Below are 13,764 nucleotides of genomic sequence, written 5' to 3' on the forward strand. Positions count from 1 at the left end.
CACTTGGCGTGCCTCCAGCAACGCCGGGCTAAGGCACCGCGCGACGCACAGCCATCTCCGCCTCCCCGACGCCTAACGCCGAAAGGATAGAGAGCCCGCGTTCGGCTCGGGCCACGTTCTTCTTGATATAGGCTGCCTCGGAGGGAAACAGTTCGGCTCGCCAGTAGTTGATCAGGATGAGAGCGCTTTGCCGCGCCTTTATCAGCCCGACGAGCAGTTTTGCCTCGAGCGCGGGAAGCGGGATCACCGAAGCATAGCCAGCGATGAGATTTTCTGCGCCGCCCAGAGCCAGAGACGGGTCCGTCACCACGTGGCTTGCCGCAACCGCGAGATCCTCAATCCGTGGCCCCCAGCAGCCGTCGCCGAAATCAATGAACGCGACACCATTATCCGTCAGGAGTGTATTGAACGGGCTGGGGTCATTGTGCGTGACCTGCCATGCTATCTCGCGCAGCTGCGGCTCGATGAGCTCGACGTAATTGCTAATGGCAAGACGCACGCAATCTGCAACGGGCCCTGAAGGCAGATGCTCCTCCAGTTCCATTAGCCTCGGCCAGCATCCGACATGCCAAAGGACTGGGCGGCGCATGGCGGGCACCTTCAGAGGCTCGAGAGCCAAACTGAGCCTGCCAAGCGCCTGGCCGACCCGGTAAAGGACGTCCGCAGTTGCGTTCGCCTGGTGTAGCGGCACCCCTGAAAGTCGGGTCTGCAGGTAGCCGCAAATCTCCTCCTCTTCGAACATCAGCGTGCCGCCGCTGGTACGCACGATCTGAGGTGATGCGAAACCGGAAGCGCCTTCCAGCCCTGCGAGCGCCGCAACCTGGAAGCGGAAACTGTCTCGTCCTTCCGGCCGTGCTGACGTTTTGAGGATCAACCGATCGCCGTTCAATAGGGTGACGTCCGCGGTACACTCGACTTCCGAGGACAGAACCCTGACCGTTCCCGTCAGACCGTAGTGGCGCAGTAGCAGCTCACCCGACACTCGTGCTTCCGGAGCGCTTGGCTTTGTCGCCAGAATGGCGGCGGCGGCCCGAAAATACACTTCGGTGAAAGGCGTGCCGACCGACTGGGCGCCGTCGAGATGACCGTCGTCGTCGTCGTCTGGGACCGCATCGTTACAAGCACCCAAGATTGAGACCCTCGCACTGTTTGGAGCCGGGTGGCATGCTCATCCGAAAAAGCGACAGTTGAGATGGCATCCAGTCCGCTGCGCCCAGCCTCGATGATAAAGGTCGGGCGTTTGCTGCTGAAGGCGCCGGAACCACCGCCCCCGCCTTCAGCACGATTGTGTCGGTCCCGGCTTTGGAAATTACCTCACCCGCGCCGGGGTCCATGATGCCACCGCCGAAGACGGCGGCACCGCGATGACCCTCCATCAGTCCCTCGACACTCGGCGAACCGAGTGTCGTTATCGGGCCGCCGGAAGAGAGACTTTTCAGAGCCCGACGACGCCTGGCAATTCCGAGATGCCGGCGATCTCGGTATAGCCGTAATAGGGATTGGCCGGCTCGTGACCGCGATTGACCCAAACCTTGTTCTTGATCCCGAGGTCATGTGCGGACATCAGATCGTAGCGGAACGAGGAGGAGCAATGCAGTATGTCCTCCGGACCGCAACCAAGCATGTCGAGCATATATTCGAAGGCCCGGAAGTGCGGCTTGTAGGCCTGAGCCTCTTCAGCGGTGTAAACGGCGTGGAACGGCGCGCCGAGCTTCTCGACGTTGGACATGATCTGCGAGTTCATTGCATTTGACAGGATGACCAGCGGAATCTCCTTGGCGACCTTGGCAAGACCAGCCGGAACGTCCGGATGCGGCCCCCAGGTGGGAACGCGTTCGTATACCATCCGGGCGTCTTCGTCCCTGAAGTCGATGCCGTTACGTTTGCAGGTCCTCGCCAGTGCGTTATGGACCACCTCTGCATAAGGCTTCCAGTCGGCCATGACTTCATCGAGCCGGTACGCAGAGAAGTCCGCGATGAATTGCAGCATTTTCTGCTCGCTCATGCGGTCGCCGTAAAGATCGCGTGCCGCCTCCGCCATCTGAAAGTTGATCAGCGTGCCGTGGCAGTCGAAGGTGATGTATTTCGGGCGGAAAGTGGCCATGCGCTTCGTCCTTTTCTTGGCGGGGATCTGTTTCCGTTATGAGCAATGATAGGTTCCCCTCCGCCGCCGTTCTGGCCGGATTCCTAGGCTCGTCAGCAGAAAATTCTGGACTAAAGGTCAGGTTGGCTCTTTCGATTTCGCGTAGAGGGTAATGCCACCGCCGAGGCGCCGAGGGCGGGGCCGCCGTTTCTCAGTCAGAAAAGGATAAAAACACCATGACCCGCTTTTCAGCACCTGCTGCAAACGCTAATCATGCCGCCATGCATATTCGCCCCGCCTCACCCGCAGACGCTCCTGCCGTCTGGTCAATCATCGAGCCCATGATCCGAGCGGGAGAAACCTATGCGCTTGATCGTAATCTGAGCCGGGCAGAGGCTCTTGCCTACTGGATGGGAGCAGATAAGGAAGTCTTCGTTGCCGAGGAAGCGGGCGCCATCCTCGGCACCTATTACATGCGTTCCAATCAGGCCGGCGGTGGTCGGCATGTTTGCAACTGTGGATACGTCACAGCGCCTGATGCGACGGGTCGTGGCGTCGCACGCGGTATGTGCGAACACTCAATGGTAACCGCCCGCGTCCACGGGTATCGGGCAATGCAGTTCAACTTCGTGGTGAGCACCAACCAGCGAGCCATTTCGCTATGGCAGAAAATGGGTTTTGAAGTCGTGGGCACGTTGCTCGGCGCGTTCAGGCACCCGACCCATGGCTATGTTGACGCCTTCGTCATGTATCAAGCGCTATAGACGAAGTTGGCGTTCGCGACCTAGGACGACGATGCCGTCCTGCCCCGTATCCCCGAGACCCGCGAACCCGTCGCAGCTTATATCCGGTCGCGTCGGTGACAGTCGCGCCCTTGGCCGATTTCAGCACCCGCCCGCCGCCTCATGGCCGCGATAGGAGGACGAGGGGATGGGCACCGTCGAGTTCGACTAGCGAGTCCCCGCATTTTTCTACCGACATCAACCGAGTGCCTGGCTGACCAGCGCGTAGCTGCGGTGATCCGCGGGCTTGCCTTCCTTGCGCGCGGCCCCGGAACGTCGCATCGTGATCCCGCCGCCGGCGCGATAGAGCCCGCGCCTGGTGAGCCATCCTGCAAGATTCGTGGAGACATCCGTGTCGATACGGACGAACCCGCCCTGGTGATGGACGAGCAGGAAGTCGATCAGGGCCCGGGCTTCGGAATCGTTCCTCGCCATGACCGGGCCGATGACCAGCCCACGGCCGAAAGACCGGATCGCCGCGAAGGCTTGGATCTCGCCCGCATCGCGAATGACAGCGAACTTCGCCCGCTCGCGCAGAATCTCTATCACTGCCGAGCGGTCATGGCCGTATGCCGCGCGATCCAGCGTCACCAAGTGGGCATGATCGCCGCTCTCGCTCCATGTTACGTGACCCGGCGCCTCAACCAGCAACGGCTCGCCCTGGTGCTGCACGGTCTCGCCGGTCGCAGCGAAACCCACCTTCTCATAGAGCGGAAGATCTTCCTGGGTCGACACCAGATAGCAGATACGCTCTCCCGCCTCGGCAAGCGCCTCTTCCAACATCTTCCGGCCGAGACCGCGGCCGCGCATGGCGGCATCGACGATGACCAAGTTGATGGTGGCGGTGTCATCGCCATAGGGAGTCATCATGATGGTCGCGCCGCAGCTTTTGCCGACCCTGGCGGAGGCTACGCGCGCTGCGCCTAACTCGGAAAGACGCCTGCCGCAACTCTCTGCCAAAGCCGCTATGCTATACAAAACAATCTGCTTCAGGTCGCGGCGAATGCGGCCACTATTCTCCCCGCTCGCCCACTATGGTGATTGCGGCATAGGCCGTGCTGTGTCGATGTATCCCATAACTACGAAAAATAGGGAGGTCATGCATGAAAACGCTGCTGCTTAAGAAGGATGAAGTAAGACGGCTAATCGGTATGACGGAAGTCATCGGCGCGGTGGAAGAGGCTTACAAGGCCTTCAGCAGCGATCAGGTGGAACAACCTGCCTATATCGGGATACATCTCCCCTCTCTCCGTGGAGAAATCGACTTCAAGCTTGGCTATTACAAAGCCAATGAAATCATCTCCATGAAAGCGCACTCTGGAGGGTTCACCAACAACCCGGCAGAACATGGCGTGCCGAATAGCATGGGCACCATTCTCCTGTTTGATGCCAGGAGCTGTGCGTTGATTTGCATTATGGATGGAAGCTTGATCACGGGCCTCAGAACGGGGGCGTCTGGAGCCGTCTCCGTCAAAGCACTGGCGAGAAAGAGCGCCAGGACGATCGCATCGATCGGCACAGGTAATCAGGCGAGAATGCAAATCCGGGCGATCAACGAGATCATGAAGATCGAAGAGATCCACGCCTGGAGCCGCACCCCGGAAACGCTTTCCAAATACAAGACGGACATCGAACGCGAATTCGGCATTCCCGTCATCGTCGCAAATTCCAAGAAGGAAGCGGTTGAGCAGGCCGATATCTTGATTACGACGACCCGGGGAAAAGGAGAGCTTGTGGAAGCGGATTGGGTGAAGCGCGGTACACACATCGTTGCAATCGGCACAGATCAACGCGGCAAGCAGGAGCTGGATCCGGAGCTCTTCAGGAACGCGAAAATCATCGTCGACTCGATCTCGCAATGCACAGAAAAGGGCGAGACCTGGCACCCGCTGAATAAAAACATCATCACCAAAGACGACATCCATGGCGAAATCGGCGAGGTATTGTTGGGAAGGAAGCCGGGACGAGAAAGTGATGACGAGATCACGATTTTCGATTCCACGGGGATGGCCATACAAGACAATACGACAGCCAGCAAAATCTATCAGAACGCCATCGCCAACAACGTCGGCACTTTCTTTCAGTTTTTTGGGTGATGACCATGCGCAACTACCCCACCATCCAGGACATCCGTGAAGCTCAGGAACGGCTGAAACCGCACGTCAGGCACACGCCGCTCTTGCGTGCTGACAAGATCGAGAAAGCCGCTGGCTGTCAGCTTTATCTCAAACCGGAAACCCTGCAGATTACTGGCGCATTCAAAATCCGCGGCGCCCTGAACAAGGTTCTCTCGCTCTCGAGAGAAGAGATCGCAAACGGCATTATTGCGACGTCGTCGGGCAATCATGCCCAAGGGCTTGCTTATGCCGCCAGGATGCTGGGCGTAAAAGCGATATTGGTCCTTCCGGTCACCACGCCCAAAATCAAGATCGAAAACACAAAAGCCCTCGGGGCAGAAGTCATTCTTTTCGATGGCGACACCGCCGCCAGATGGAAAAGGGTGTATGAAATCGCTGAAGAAAACAAATACGCGGCTGTTCACGCTTTTGAGGATCCCATCGTGATGGCCGGTCAGGGAACGATCGGGTGTGAAATACTGCAGGACCTGGACGATGTAGATACGGTCATCGTTCCCGTAGGCGGCGGAGGCCTGATCTCGGGAATCGCTACCGCCATAAAGGAATCGAAACCATCCGTGCGCGTAATCGGGGCGGAGCCTGCCTTGACACCGAAGTATTTTCATAGCCGGATAAACAAGGAGCGCACATCGCTTCCCTTGAAGAACACAATTGCGGATGGCTTGAGGATAAGTGTTCCGGGTCAAAACCCGTATCCGATTATCGAAAAGTATGTGGACGAGATTGTTCTTGTTGAAGACGAGCATATCATCGCCGGGATGCGCGCTCTTGCCAAGGACGCGAAATTGATCGCTGAACCGGCTGCTTCGATTGGCGTCGGAGCACTGTTGGCGGGCAGCATAGACGTCAAGCCCAATGAAAAAGTCTGTGCGGTGTTGTCTGGCGGGAACTGGGATCTACGGGACCTTGCCGAGATATACAATGTCGCGGGGTAATCAGTTCCAGCTTCGGTCAGTTCACCACCCCGATCGCAGTTGAACGTCTGCGATCCTCATCGCCAGGAATCTGCCGGTTCGGAATGAGGCGCTGAACACGTCATTCGGCGATCAGCTTAACCGCTTGCCACCTCGCTTCTCGAAGTACGATCCGTCCGCTTGAAGGTTGAGCGCGGTATGGGGGCTTTTGGAGGAAGGCTATGTCTAGCTGGAACTCAGGCCGCATCATCGGTCAGAAGCCCCCATTGAAGCCGAAGGATCTGGGCCATCCGAACCCGCCTCCAGATGTTGGGTGCAGTGCGCGACCTGGCGCTGTTCAATCTCGCGATTGACAGAAAATTGCGAGCTTGTGATCTGGTCGCGATCTCAGTTGCGGATGTTTCGATTTCCGGAAGCGTTCGCGACCGGGCGATCATCATTCAGAGGAAGACCGGCCGACCCGCAATTCGAACTGACCGATCAAACGCGGGAAGCTGTCGCTGCATGGATTGGAAGTCGCAGGCTCGGTGAACGGGACCTGTTTCCGAGCCGCGTGCACACATTGCCGCATCTATCGACGCGGCAATATAGCAGGGTGGTCGAAAGGTGGGTGTCTACGGTCAGCGAAGGCAGATGCCATAAATGGCGCGAGTGGAGTTCTTCGGAGACGTTCCCTCAGGCGATGCGCAGCTGAAAGGCGACTCCACCCCTGCCCAGATTTCCGCCATGACTGGTGGCTTTTTCGTCACAGACCGCAATTGTATCGGGTGTGCACCAGGATCTGCGAATAGGACGGCTCGACCGTTACGCCGCTGACGTTTTCACGGATCCATTTAGCGGCCGCCGTCAGCTCGCCACTGAAGTCGTGTGAAATGACATAGTCCATGACGCCGGATTCCAGCAGGTTTCGTGAGTGGTTGGTCAACTCGTGGCCGACGAAGACCGTGTCTCGGGCCTTTCCGGCGTCCTCCAGTGCCTTTGCCACGCCCCGGTTGGCGCCGGCGACATTGTAGATCGCGGCCGGGTAACCATGTGCCTCGAAATAGCGGGTTAACTGCTCACAAGTGCTCTCCGGCCTGTCGTCGGAAATCACACGTTCCTCGATCTTCAAATATGAAAAGTCGGAGCGGAGCACCCTCCGGAAGCCCATCTCACGCTCTTGCTGGCAGCGGAACGCCACGCTCATGACGATCAGAATATTGCTACGTTCCTTTGGGAGAGCATTGCCGATCAGAAGCGCCGCCACGCTGCCAGCGGCATACTGATCATTGCCAATATAAGCGCTGCGACGGGAACTCGGCAGATCGGTCGTCAGGCAGATGACGGGAATTTCAATGGACCGAAGCTTGCGTATCGCGCGGTTGATCGCCGGATGCTCGCGAGCGATGACTACGACACCATCCGCGGCGCTACCTTCCTGCTCAATCCGGCGCGCAAACGATGAAGGCTCGACTTCGCTGGTGGTTAGGTAATCTCCCTCGATCTCGATGCCGGCAAGGGTTCGGTTGACCTCAGTTACAGCGGCCGCCATTGCTGCATTGAAGGTTTCGCCGGAGTCACAAAATAGACGAATATGCAAAGGGATGTCGCGGTCCGCGCTTTCGTTCTTCAGCTTTTCGAGCGCCCCCAGGACGCGGGCTCTCGTTCGTTCTCGGACGCCGCTGCGGTTGTTAAGGACCCTGTCGACCGTCGCAGGACCGACTCCTGCGAGCTTGGCAATTTCCTGGACCTTGGGGCCTTTCCATGTCCGATTTTGCAGGTGATCGATCACAGCTTTCTCCAGTTTCCGCCTAAAACTGATGGTAAAAACATCATCCTGGAAGTCATTACTCATCGCAACGCCAAATTTTTAAACGGCTTGCCACTATGTTGTGCGACATCGATCTACTGATGTATTTTCCATCATAAATTGGCCTCCATCGACCTTGTCTGATGTGATTTCAATCCAGATAATCACATCGTTAACGGAGGAGGAACCCCATGAAATTCGGAAACTCGATTCTGCTCTCTGCCTTGATGGCCGCCACCGCACTTGGAGGCATAGCCCATGCGCAGGACGGCGAAAAGCAATATCGTTTCGTCATGGTCTCTCACATCGGATCGAACGATCCGAACATGGGTTGGCTGACGAAGTCTATGGAGGAGTTCGAGAAGAAATATCCGAACGTCAAAACCGAATACATCTCCACCAACAACTATTCGGTCCAGGAACACGTTCGCCTTCTCGAGCAGGCCATCTCGACGCAACCTGATGGCATTGCCGTCCCGATCGTCAGTTCCGATGCCTTCGAAGGGCCGCTGCGCAAGGCCATCGAAGCCGGCATTCCGGTCGTTGCCTTCAATATTCCGGACGGCCGGCCCGAGGGCGAGCGCATTCCCTACCTGACCTATGTCGGCGGCGATGAATATCTGACCGGCAAGAAGCTCGGCGAATACGCGCTCGAAAAGGCCGAGGCCGGCGAAATTCCGAAGCCGACCCATGTCGTCTGCGCAAGCCATGACTCCGCCCACCAGGGTCTCAAGGCTCGTTGCGCCGGCATGAAGGACGCAATGGAGAAGGCCGGCGCCAAGGTTGATGAACTCTTCATCGGCGCCGAACCGGCGACGGCACGCAATACCTTGCAGTCCTTCCTGCAGGCCAACCCCGACACCAACTATATCTTCACGGTTGCAGGCTGGTCTTCACCCTGGGCATGGGGTGTCGCCAATGAGATGAAGCTCGACCCGGATGTCGACGACAAGGGCGTGACGGTCCTGACGGTTGACGAGGGTCCGGTTTCGATCGAGGGCGTGCGCGCAGGACATGTTCTGGCGACGAACAGCCAGGGCTTCTGGCTGCAGGGCTACGCGCCGATGGAATGGCTCTACTGGAACAAGGAGTTCGGTTACGCGCCGCAGTCGAATATCCTGACCGGTCCCGTGATCATCAACAAGGACAACGCCGACAAGTGGGCCGAACTGGTTCGCGGCGTCTTTGGCGACAAGGCCTACGACGAGCAGAACACCTGGTAAGGGTTCCTCCCGGAGGGGCGGCCGGCTGCGACGAGGAGCGCCGACTGCCCCGACCCATTTGTGCGCCTGATATCGCACATTGAAACCAGCGAGCAGAGTGTCATGAAACAGCTTGTGCGAAGCCAGGGCTTCGGCGCGATCATCGGCGTCGTCGTCATGCTGGTCGTGTTTTCCCTGATCGACTTTTCCGGCTGGTGGACCGCCCAGACCATCACCAACGTCACGCAGTTCACAGCCATCCTGTCCTTCGTCGCCATGGGCCAGGCCCTTGTCATCATGACGAAGGAAATCGACCTGTCCGTCGGCTCGGTTTACGGACTGGCTGGCGTTGCCTTCATCACGCTGGAACCGAGTTTCGGCGTGCCCGGATCGCTCGTCATAGCGCTGGTCATGGCTGCCTTCGTCGGGTTTCTTCAGGCGTTAACCGTGGTGAAGGGGCACTTGCCGTCGATGATCGTGACGCTCGGCGGACTCTTCGCGGTCCGCGGGATCATCTATGTCTGGACGGGTGGCTCGGTCCACAATTTCTCAGCCGATGCACGCATCCATCCGGTGACCCGTCTGTTCGGCGGCGAACTGTTCGGTGTCGAAGCGGCCATATTCTGGCTTGTCGTGGCCGCGTCCCTTCTTGGTCTCGTCCTCTGGGCCACACCCTTCGGAAATCGCCTTCTGGCCACCGGCGGAAGCCGTGAAAGCGCGGAATCGCGCGGCGTCCGCACCGACCGAGTGAAGATCTGTGCCTTCGTTCTTTGCTCGCTGCTCGCGGGGTTCGCCGGCATCCTGACCCTATGCAACCAACCTCAAACCCATGTCACGCTCGGCGAAAATATGGAACTCGAGGCCATTTCTGCCGCAGTCATCGGCGGCTGCCTGCTGACTGGCGGACGCGGCTCGATCATTGGAGCTGTACTCGGAGCTCTCATCGTCGTCAGCTTCCGCTACGAACTCATCGCTCTTGGCGCGCCCTCGTCCTGGTACGTCACCTTCGTCGGTGTCGTGCTCATTGTGGCGGTCATCTTCAATCAGAAACTGGCCCGTTTCCTCGGACACAGCGTTTGAGGCGGGAGGAGATCAAAAAAATGGCGAACAGCAACCCCCTCATTCAGGTAAAGAACCTTGATCTCCACTTCGGAGCTTTCCACGCCCTCAAGAACGTCTCGGTGGACTTTCACGCCGGCGAACTGATTGGCCTTGTCGGCGACAACGGCGCGGGCAAGACGACCCTGATCCGCGTCCTTTGCGGCATTTACGCCCCGACGTCGGGCGAAGTCTTTTTCGATGGCAACAAGGTGGAGAAATTTCACCCGAAGCTTGCGATCGACCAGGGGATCGAGACGATCCAGCAGTCCGTCGGCCTCTGCGACAACCTGTCGATCGCGCGCAATTTCTATCTTGGACGCGAGCCGGTCAGGCGTGTTTTCGGCATCCCCTTCCTCGATATGGGCAAGATGCGAGAGAAGTCTACACGCGTGATCCGGCAATTCGGCTTGCGTGCAAATGTCTCCGCGGACGACGAGGTGGAACGCCTGTCAGGCGGAGAACGTCAGTCGGTGAAGATCGGTCGCGCGGTCGAATTCAAGAACAGGGTCGTCATCATGGACGAGCCGACCAACCATCTGTCGGTACGCGAACGCGAGCACGTCAACGAGCTCGCCGTCCAGCTCAAGGAGCAGGGCCTGCTCGTCATCTACATTACCCACGACATCTTCCAGGTGCACAAGCTCGCCGACCGAATTGTGATCATGGAGAATGGCGAAAAGGTCGCGGACGCAACGACGGATTCCATGACGGCGGAAGAACTCGAAGAGGTTATCCGCCAGGGCGGGCGCGTCGTGGAAAAGCGGGAGGCGGTCTGATGGCTCTCTCCTCCGCCAAGCCTCTCATTCGGCGTCACTCGGAGATCGGGATCTTCCTGATCGGCGTCGTTCTGATCGTCATCTTCGCCTCAACATCGGACGGTCGATGGGCCAATCTCTACAATATCGGCACCATCCTGCAGGTGACGGCAACGCTGGGTTTGATGAGTCTCGGCGTCGCTCTGGTGATCGGGACGGGCGAGATCGACATCTCGGTCGGTTCGACCTTCGGCATAGGCGCGCTGGCCTACCTCTGGCTTGCGGCTCAGGTTGACCCGTTGATCGCGGCAGGTGCTGCGGTGTTGGCCGGCGCCGCGATCGGACTGTTCAACGGCTTGCTGGTAACCCGAACCGGCACGCCATCCCTCATCATCACGCTTGGGACGCTGATGATCTTCCGCGGCATCGCCATCGCTCTGACCGAGGGATTTTCATTCTCTATTCCCTATGCAGCGCGCAAGGGCTGGACCTACTTCGTCCTCGGCGGCGGTGACTTCCTGGGCTTTAACACCGCGCTCTACTGGCTCATGACCTTGACCGTTATTCTCCTGGTGGCGTTGAAAGCAACGCCTTTCGGCAACCGCCTACTCGCCGTTGGCGGGTCTGCCGAAAGCGCGCATTCGCGTGGCGTTCGCGTTGATCACATCAAACTGTCCGCTTTTGTCCTGTGCGGCATGTTGGCGGGTTTCGCTGGCACGCTCGAGGCCGGCAAGCTTGGCTTCGCAGACGGCTCGATGGGGCGCCTGATGGAACTGCAGGCGATTGCTTCCTGCGTGCTTGGCGGCTGCCTGCTCGCCGGCGGCAGGATCTCGCTGCCAGGTGCACTGATGGGGGCCTTCGTTCTGTCCTCCATTCAATCCTATCTCGTGGTTACGGGCGTCCGTCCTCAATGGTTCATCCTCGTCCTTGGTCTGATTGTGGTACTCGCCGCCTACGGCGACCGATCGCTGCGGCAATGGGCGCTTCGCAAATAAAGGATTTAAAATGTCTGTCAGAATAGCGATCATAGGCGCGGGTATCATGGGGGCCGACCACGCCCGCATTGTCGCCGAAGATCTTCCGGGGGTCTCGCTGCAGGTTGTGTGCGACGCCTCGCAGGAGCGTGCGCGCAAGGCGGCCGACGAATACGGGGCAGGTGACGCCTCGGACGATCCGCTTGCCACCATAAGACGCGGTGACGTCGATGCCATTCTGATTGCCAGCCCGGACGAAACCCATGCGCCGCTTGCACTAGCAGCCATCGAAGCCGGAAAGCCCGTCCTTTGCGAGAAGCCACTTTCGCAAAGCTCGAAGGAGTGCCAGGACGTCATCGAGGCGGAAGTGTCCCGCGGCCGGCAGTTCGTCCAACTGGGCTTCATGCGCCGCTTCGACCCGTCCTATCGAGACATGAAAGCGGCCTTGGACGACGGCTCACTCGGGGCCGCGATCATGATGCACAATTTCCACCGGAACGTGGAAGCGCCTGCAAACTTCACGGGCCAGATGGCTATCACCAACTCTGCCCCCCACGAGTTCGATGTCGCCCGGTTCGTCCTCGGCGCCGATTACAAGGCGATCTCCGTCTTCCAGCCAGCCGGGATAGACGCTTCCAGGACGGGAGCGCCGGTCTTCATGGTCCTGGAGACCGACAAGGGCCAGTTGGTCAACATCGAGATCAACAACAACGCCGCCTACGGCTATGACGTCCGCGGTGAGCTCGTCGGCGAAAAGGGGTCAGTCTTTCTCAACGCGCCGATCCATACGCGACAGAACGGCCGGCTCATGTCCTACGAGCTTTATGCGCCGGACTGGAGGCCGCGATTTGCGGAAGCCTATCGGCTTCAGAACAAGGCCTTTCTCAATTTCGTCCGAACCGGGGAATTCCCTCCAATCGCGGCGGACGCTTGGGACGGCTACTGCGCCGCGCGCGTTGCGGAAGCGGGCGTCGAAGCCCTTCAGAAGGGCGCGCGCGCCACCCTTGCGAGAGCGGAAAAGCCGTCCCTCTACAAACATTAAAGGATTAAAGAGATGAAACTCGGCTTCGTTTCCGACAGCCTCGGCGGAATGACCTTCGATGGGCTTCTCGACAGCGCCGCGCGGCTTGGAGTCTCGGGCGTGGAGGTCAACACGGGCGGCTGGTCGACAGCTCCCCACTTCGACCTGAAGACGATGAAGGCAAGCGCCGATGCTCGCCGGGCCTTCACTCGCGCCTTCGAAACCCGCGGGCTCGAGATCATTGCGTTGAACGCCAACGGCAATCCCTTGCATCCAACCCAGCCCGAGCAGGGCGAGTGCCTCAAGGACACGATCCGCATCGCCGGCGAGATGGGGATCAAGACCGTCTGCACTATGTCCGGACTGCCGGCAGGACGTAACGGCGATCGGATGCCGAACTGGGTCGTCTCTTCCTGGCCGCCGGAAACGCAGGAGATCCTGCGTTACCAGTGGGAGGAGAAGCTCCTACCCTTCTGGACGGAGATCGTCGTTCTCGCGAAAGACTGCGGTGTCGAACGCATCGCACTCGAGCTTCACGGCAACCAGTGCGTCTACAACGTTCCCTCGCTTCTGAAGCTCCGGGCGGCCGTCGGCCCGATTGTCGGCGCCAATCTCGATCCATCGCATCTGTTCTGGATGGGGGCGGATCCCCTCGTCGCCGCCGAAGCACTCGGCGAGGCCGTCTATCACGTCCATGCCAAGGACACGATGCTCAACGCGCCTGTTCAAGCGACAACTTCGCTCCTCGAGAATGGTTCGCTGATGGACATTCCGGCGCGAAGCTGGTCCTACATCACCCTCGGTTTCGGCCACGGCGAGGAGTGGTGGCGACAGTTTTGCTATCGGCTGAAGATGGCAGACTATGATGGCTGGCTGTCGATCGAGCACGAGGACGTGTTGCTCAATGGCCTCGAGGGGTTGGAGAAATCCGTTGCGCTGCTCAAGGGGGTGATGCCCGTCGCGCCGAGTGACTTCAAGCCGCAGGCAATTTGACGGTCGAACGAC

13 protein-coding genes and 2 pseudogenes are annotated in these 13,764 nt (G+C 59.1%); 10 read left to right on the forward strand and 5 right to left on the reverse strand.

Annotated features, from left to right (window positions below):
• Positions 1–28 precede the first annotated feature (28 nt).
• Positions 29–1,129, reverse strand: coding sequence for a phosphotransferase enzyme family protein (locus tag SJ05684_RS23690; RefSeq protein WP_034859200.1), 1,101 nt, complete (start codon positions 1,127–1,129; stop codon positions 29–31).
• Positions 1,130–1,435: 306 nt separating this feature from the next.
• Entirely contained in the window at positions 1,436–2,104 is a 669-nt protein-coding gene (locus tag SJ05684_RS23695; protein ID WP_034859202.1) for a haloacid dehalogenase type II, read from the reverse strand.
• A 260-nt stretch (positions 2,105–2,364) separates the two neighbouring features.
• Here SJ05684_RS23695 and SJ05684_RS23700 point away from each other — a divergent pair, with 260 nt between their 5' ends.
• Entirely contained in the window at positions 2,365–2,847 is a 483-nt protein-coding gene (locus SJ05684_RS23700) for a GNAT family N-acetyltransferase (RefSeq protein ID WP_034859206.1), read from the forward strand.
• A 54-nt stretch (positions 2,848–2,901) separates the two neighbouring features.
• Here the strand turns inward: SJ05684_RS23700 and SJ05684_RS31070 are convergent.
• Together SJ05684_RS31070 and SJ05684_RS23705 are read right to left on the reverse strand one after the other, a co-directional pair.
• A pseudogene (locus SJ05684_RS31070) lies at positions 2,902–3,064 on the reverse strand (aspartate aminotransferase family protein); the annotation flags it as partial.
• Positions 3,064–3,843, reverse strand: coding sequence for a GNAT family N-acetyltransferase (locus SJ05684_RS23705; RefSeq protein WP_374188722.1), 780 nt, complete (start codon positions 3,841–3,843; stop codon positions 3,064–3,066). The pseudogene SJ05684_RS31070 and the gene SJ05684_RS23705, both read right to left, overlap by 1 nt.
• 125 nt (positions 3,844–3,968) lie before the next feature.
• On the opposite strand from SJ05684_RS23705, the gene SJ05684_RS23710 reads away from it, so the two are divergent.
• The 3 genes and pseudogenes from SJ05684_RS23710 to SJ05684_RS30625 all read left to right on the forward strand — a co-directional run.
• Positions 3,969–4,961: an ornithine cyclodeaminase family protein gene (locus SJ05684_RS23710; RefSeq protein WP_034859208.1), complete on the forward strand. Its 993-nt coding sequence runs from the start codon at positions 3,969–3,971 to the stop codon at positions 4,959–4,961.
• The gene (locus SJ05684_RS23715) at positions 4,961–5,938 is read left to right on the forward strand and encodes a threonine/serine dehydratase family protein (protein WP_172901135.1); all 978 of its coding nucleotides are present in this window, start codon (positions 4,961–4,963) and stop codon (positions 5,936–5,938) included. The genes SJ05684_RS23710 and SJ05684_RS23715 overlap by 1 nt, the downstream gene beginning before the upstream one ends.
• Positions 5,939–6,138: 200 nt before the next feature.
• A pseudogene (locus SJ05684_RS30625) lies at positions 6,139–6,539 on the forward strand (site-specific integrase); the annotation flags it as partial.
• A 123-nt stretch (positions 6,540–6,662) separates the two neighbouring features.
• Here SJ05684_RS30625 and SJ05684_RS23725 read toward each other — a convergent pair.
• Complete coding sequence (locus SJ05684_RS23725) at positions 6,663–7,751, reverse strand: LacI family DNA-binding transcriptional regulator (protein WP_244426730.1); 1,089 nt, start codon at positions 7,749–7,751, stop codon at positions 6,663–6,665.
• 146 nt (positions 7,752–7,897) lie between these two features.
• Here SJ05684_RS23725 and SJ05684_RS23730 point away from each other — a divergent pair, with 146 nt between their 5' ends.
• The 6 genes from SJ05684_RS23730 (at position 7,898) to SJ05684_RS23755 (ending at position 13,752) form a co-directional block, all read left to right on the forward strand.
• Complete coding sequence (locus SJ05684_RS23730; protein ID WP_034859210.1) at positions 7,898–8,929, forward strand: sugar ABC transporter substrate-binding protein; 1,032 nt, start codon at positions 7,898–7,900, stop codon at positions 8,927–8,929.
• Between the two features lie 102 nt (positions 8,930–9,031).
• Positions 9,032–9,988, forward strand: a complete 957-nt coding sequence (locus SJ05684_RS23735) for an ABC transporter permease (RefSeq protein ID WP_034859212.1) — start codon at positions 9,032–9,034, stop codon at positions 9,986–9,988.
• Between the two features lie 20 nt (positions 9,989–10,008).
• Entirely contained in the window at positions 10,009–10,785 is a 777-nt protein-coding gene (locus tag SJ05684_RS23740) for an ATP-binding cassette domain-containing protein (protein WP_034859215.1), read from the forward strand.
• On the forward strand, positions 10,785–11,759 hold the full coding sequence (locus SJ05684_RS23745; protein WP_034859218.1) for an ABC transporter permease: 975 nt from the start codon (positions 10,785–10,787) through the stop codon (positions 11,757–11,759). Before SJ05684_RS23740 ends, SJ05684_RS23745 begins: the two co-directional genes overlap by 1 nt.
• A gap of 10 nt (positions 11,760–11,769) precedes the next feature.
• On the forward strand, positions 11,770–12,780 hold the full coding sequence (locus SJ05684_RS23750; protein WP_034859221.1) for a Gfo/Idh/MocA family oxidoreductase: 1,011 nt from the start codon (positions 11,770–11,772) through the stop codon (positions 12,778–12,780).
• Positions 12,781–12,792: 12 nt separating this feature from the next.
• A complete protein-coding gene (locus tag SJ05684_RS23755) occupies positions 12,793–13,752 on the forward strand; it encodes a sugar phosphate isomerase/epimerase family protein (protein WP_034859223.1) in 960 nt (319 codons plus the stop codon).
• Positions 13,753–13,764: the final 12 nt, after the last annotated feature.

Origin of the sequence: Sinorhizobium sojae CCBAU 05684 (assembly GCF_002288525.1) — a bacterium.
Lineage (GTDB): Bacteria > Pseudomonadota > Alphaproteobacteria > Rhizobiales > Rhizobiaceae > Sinorhizobium > Sinorhizobium sojae.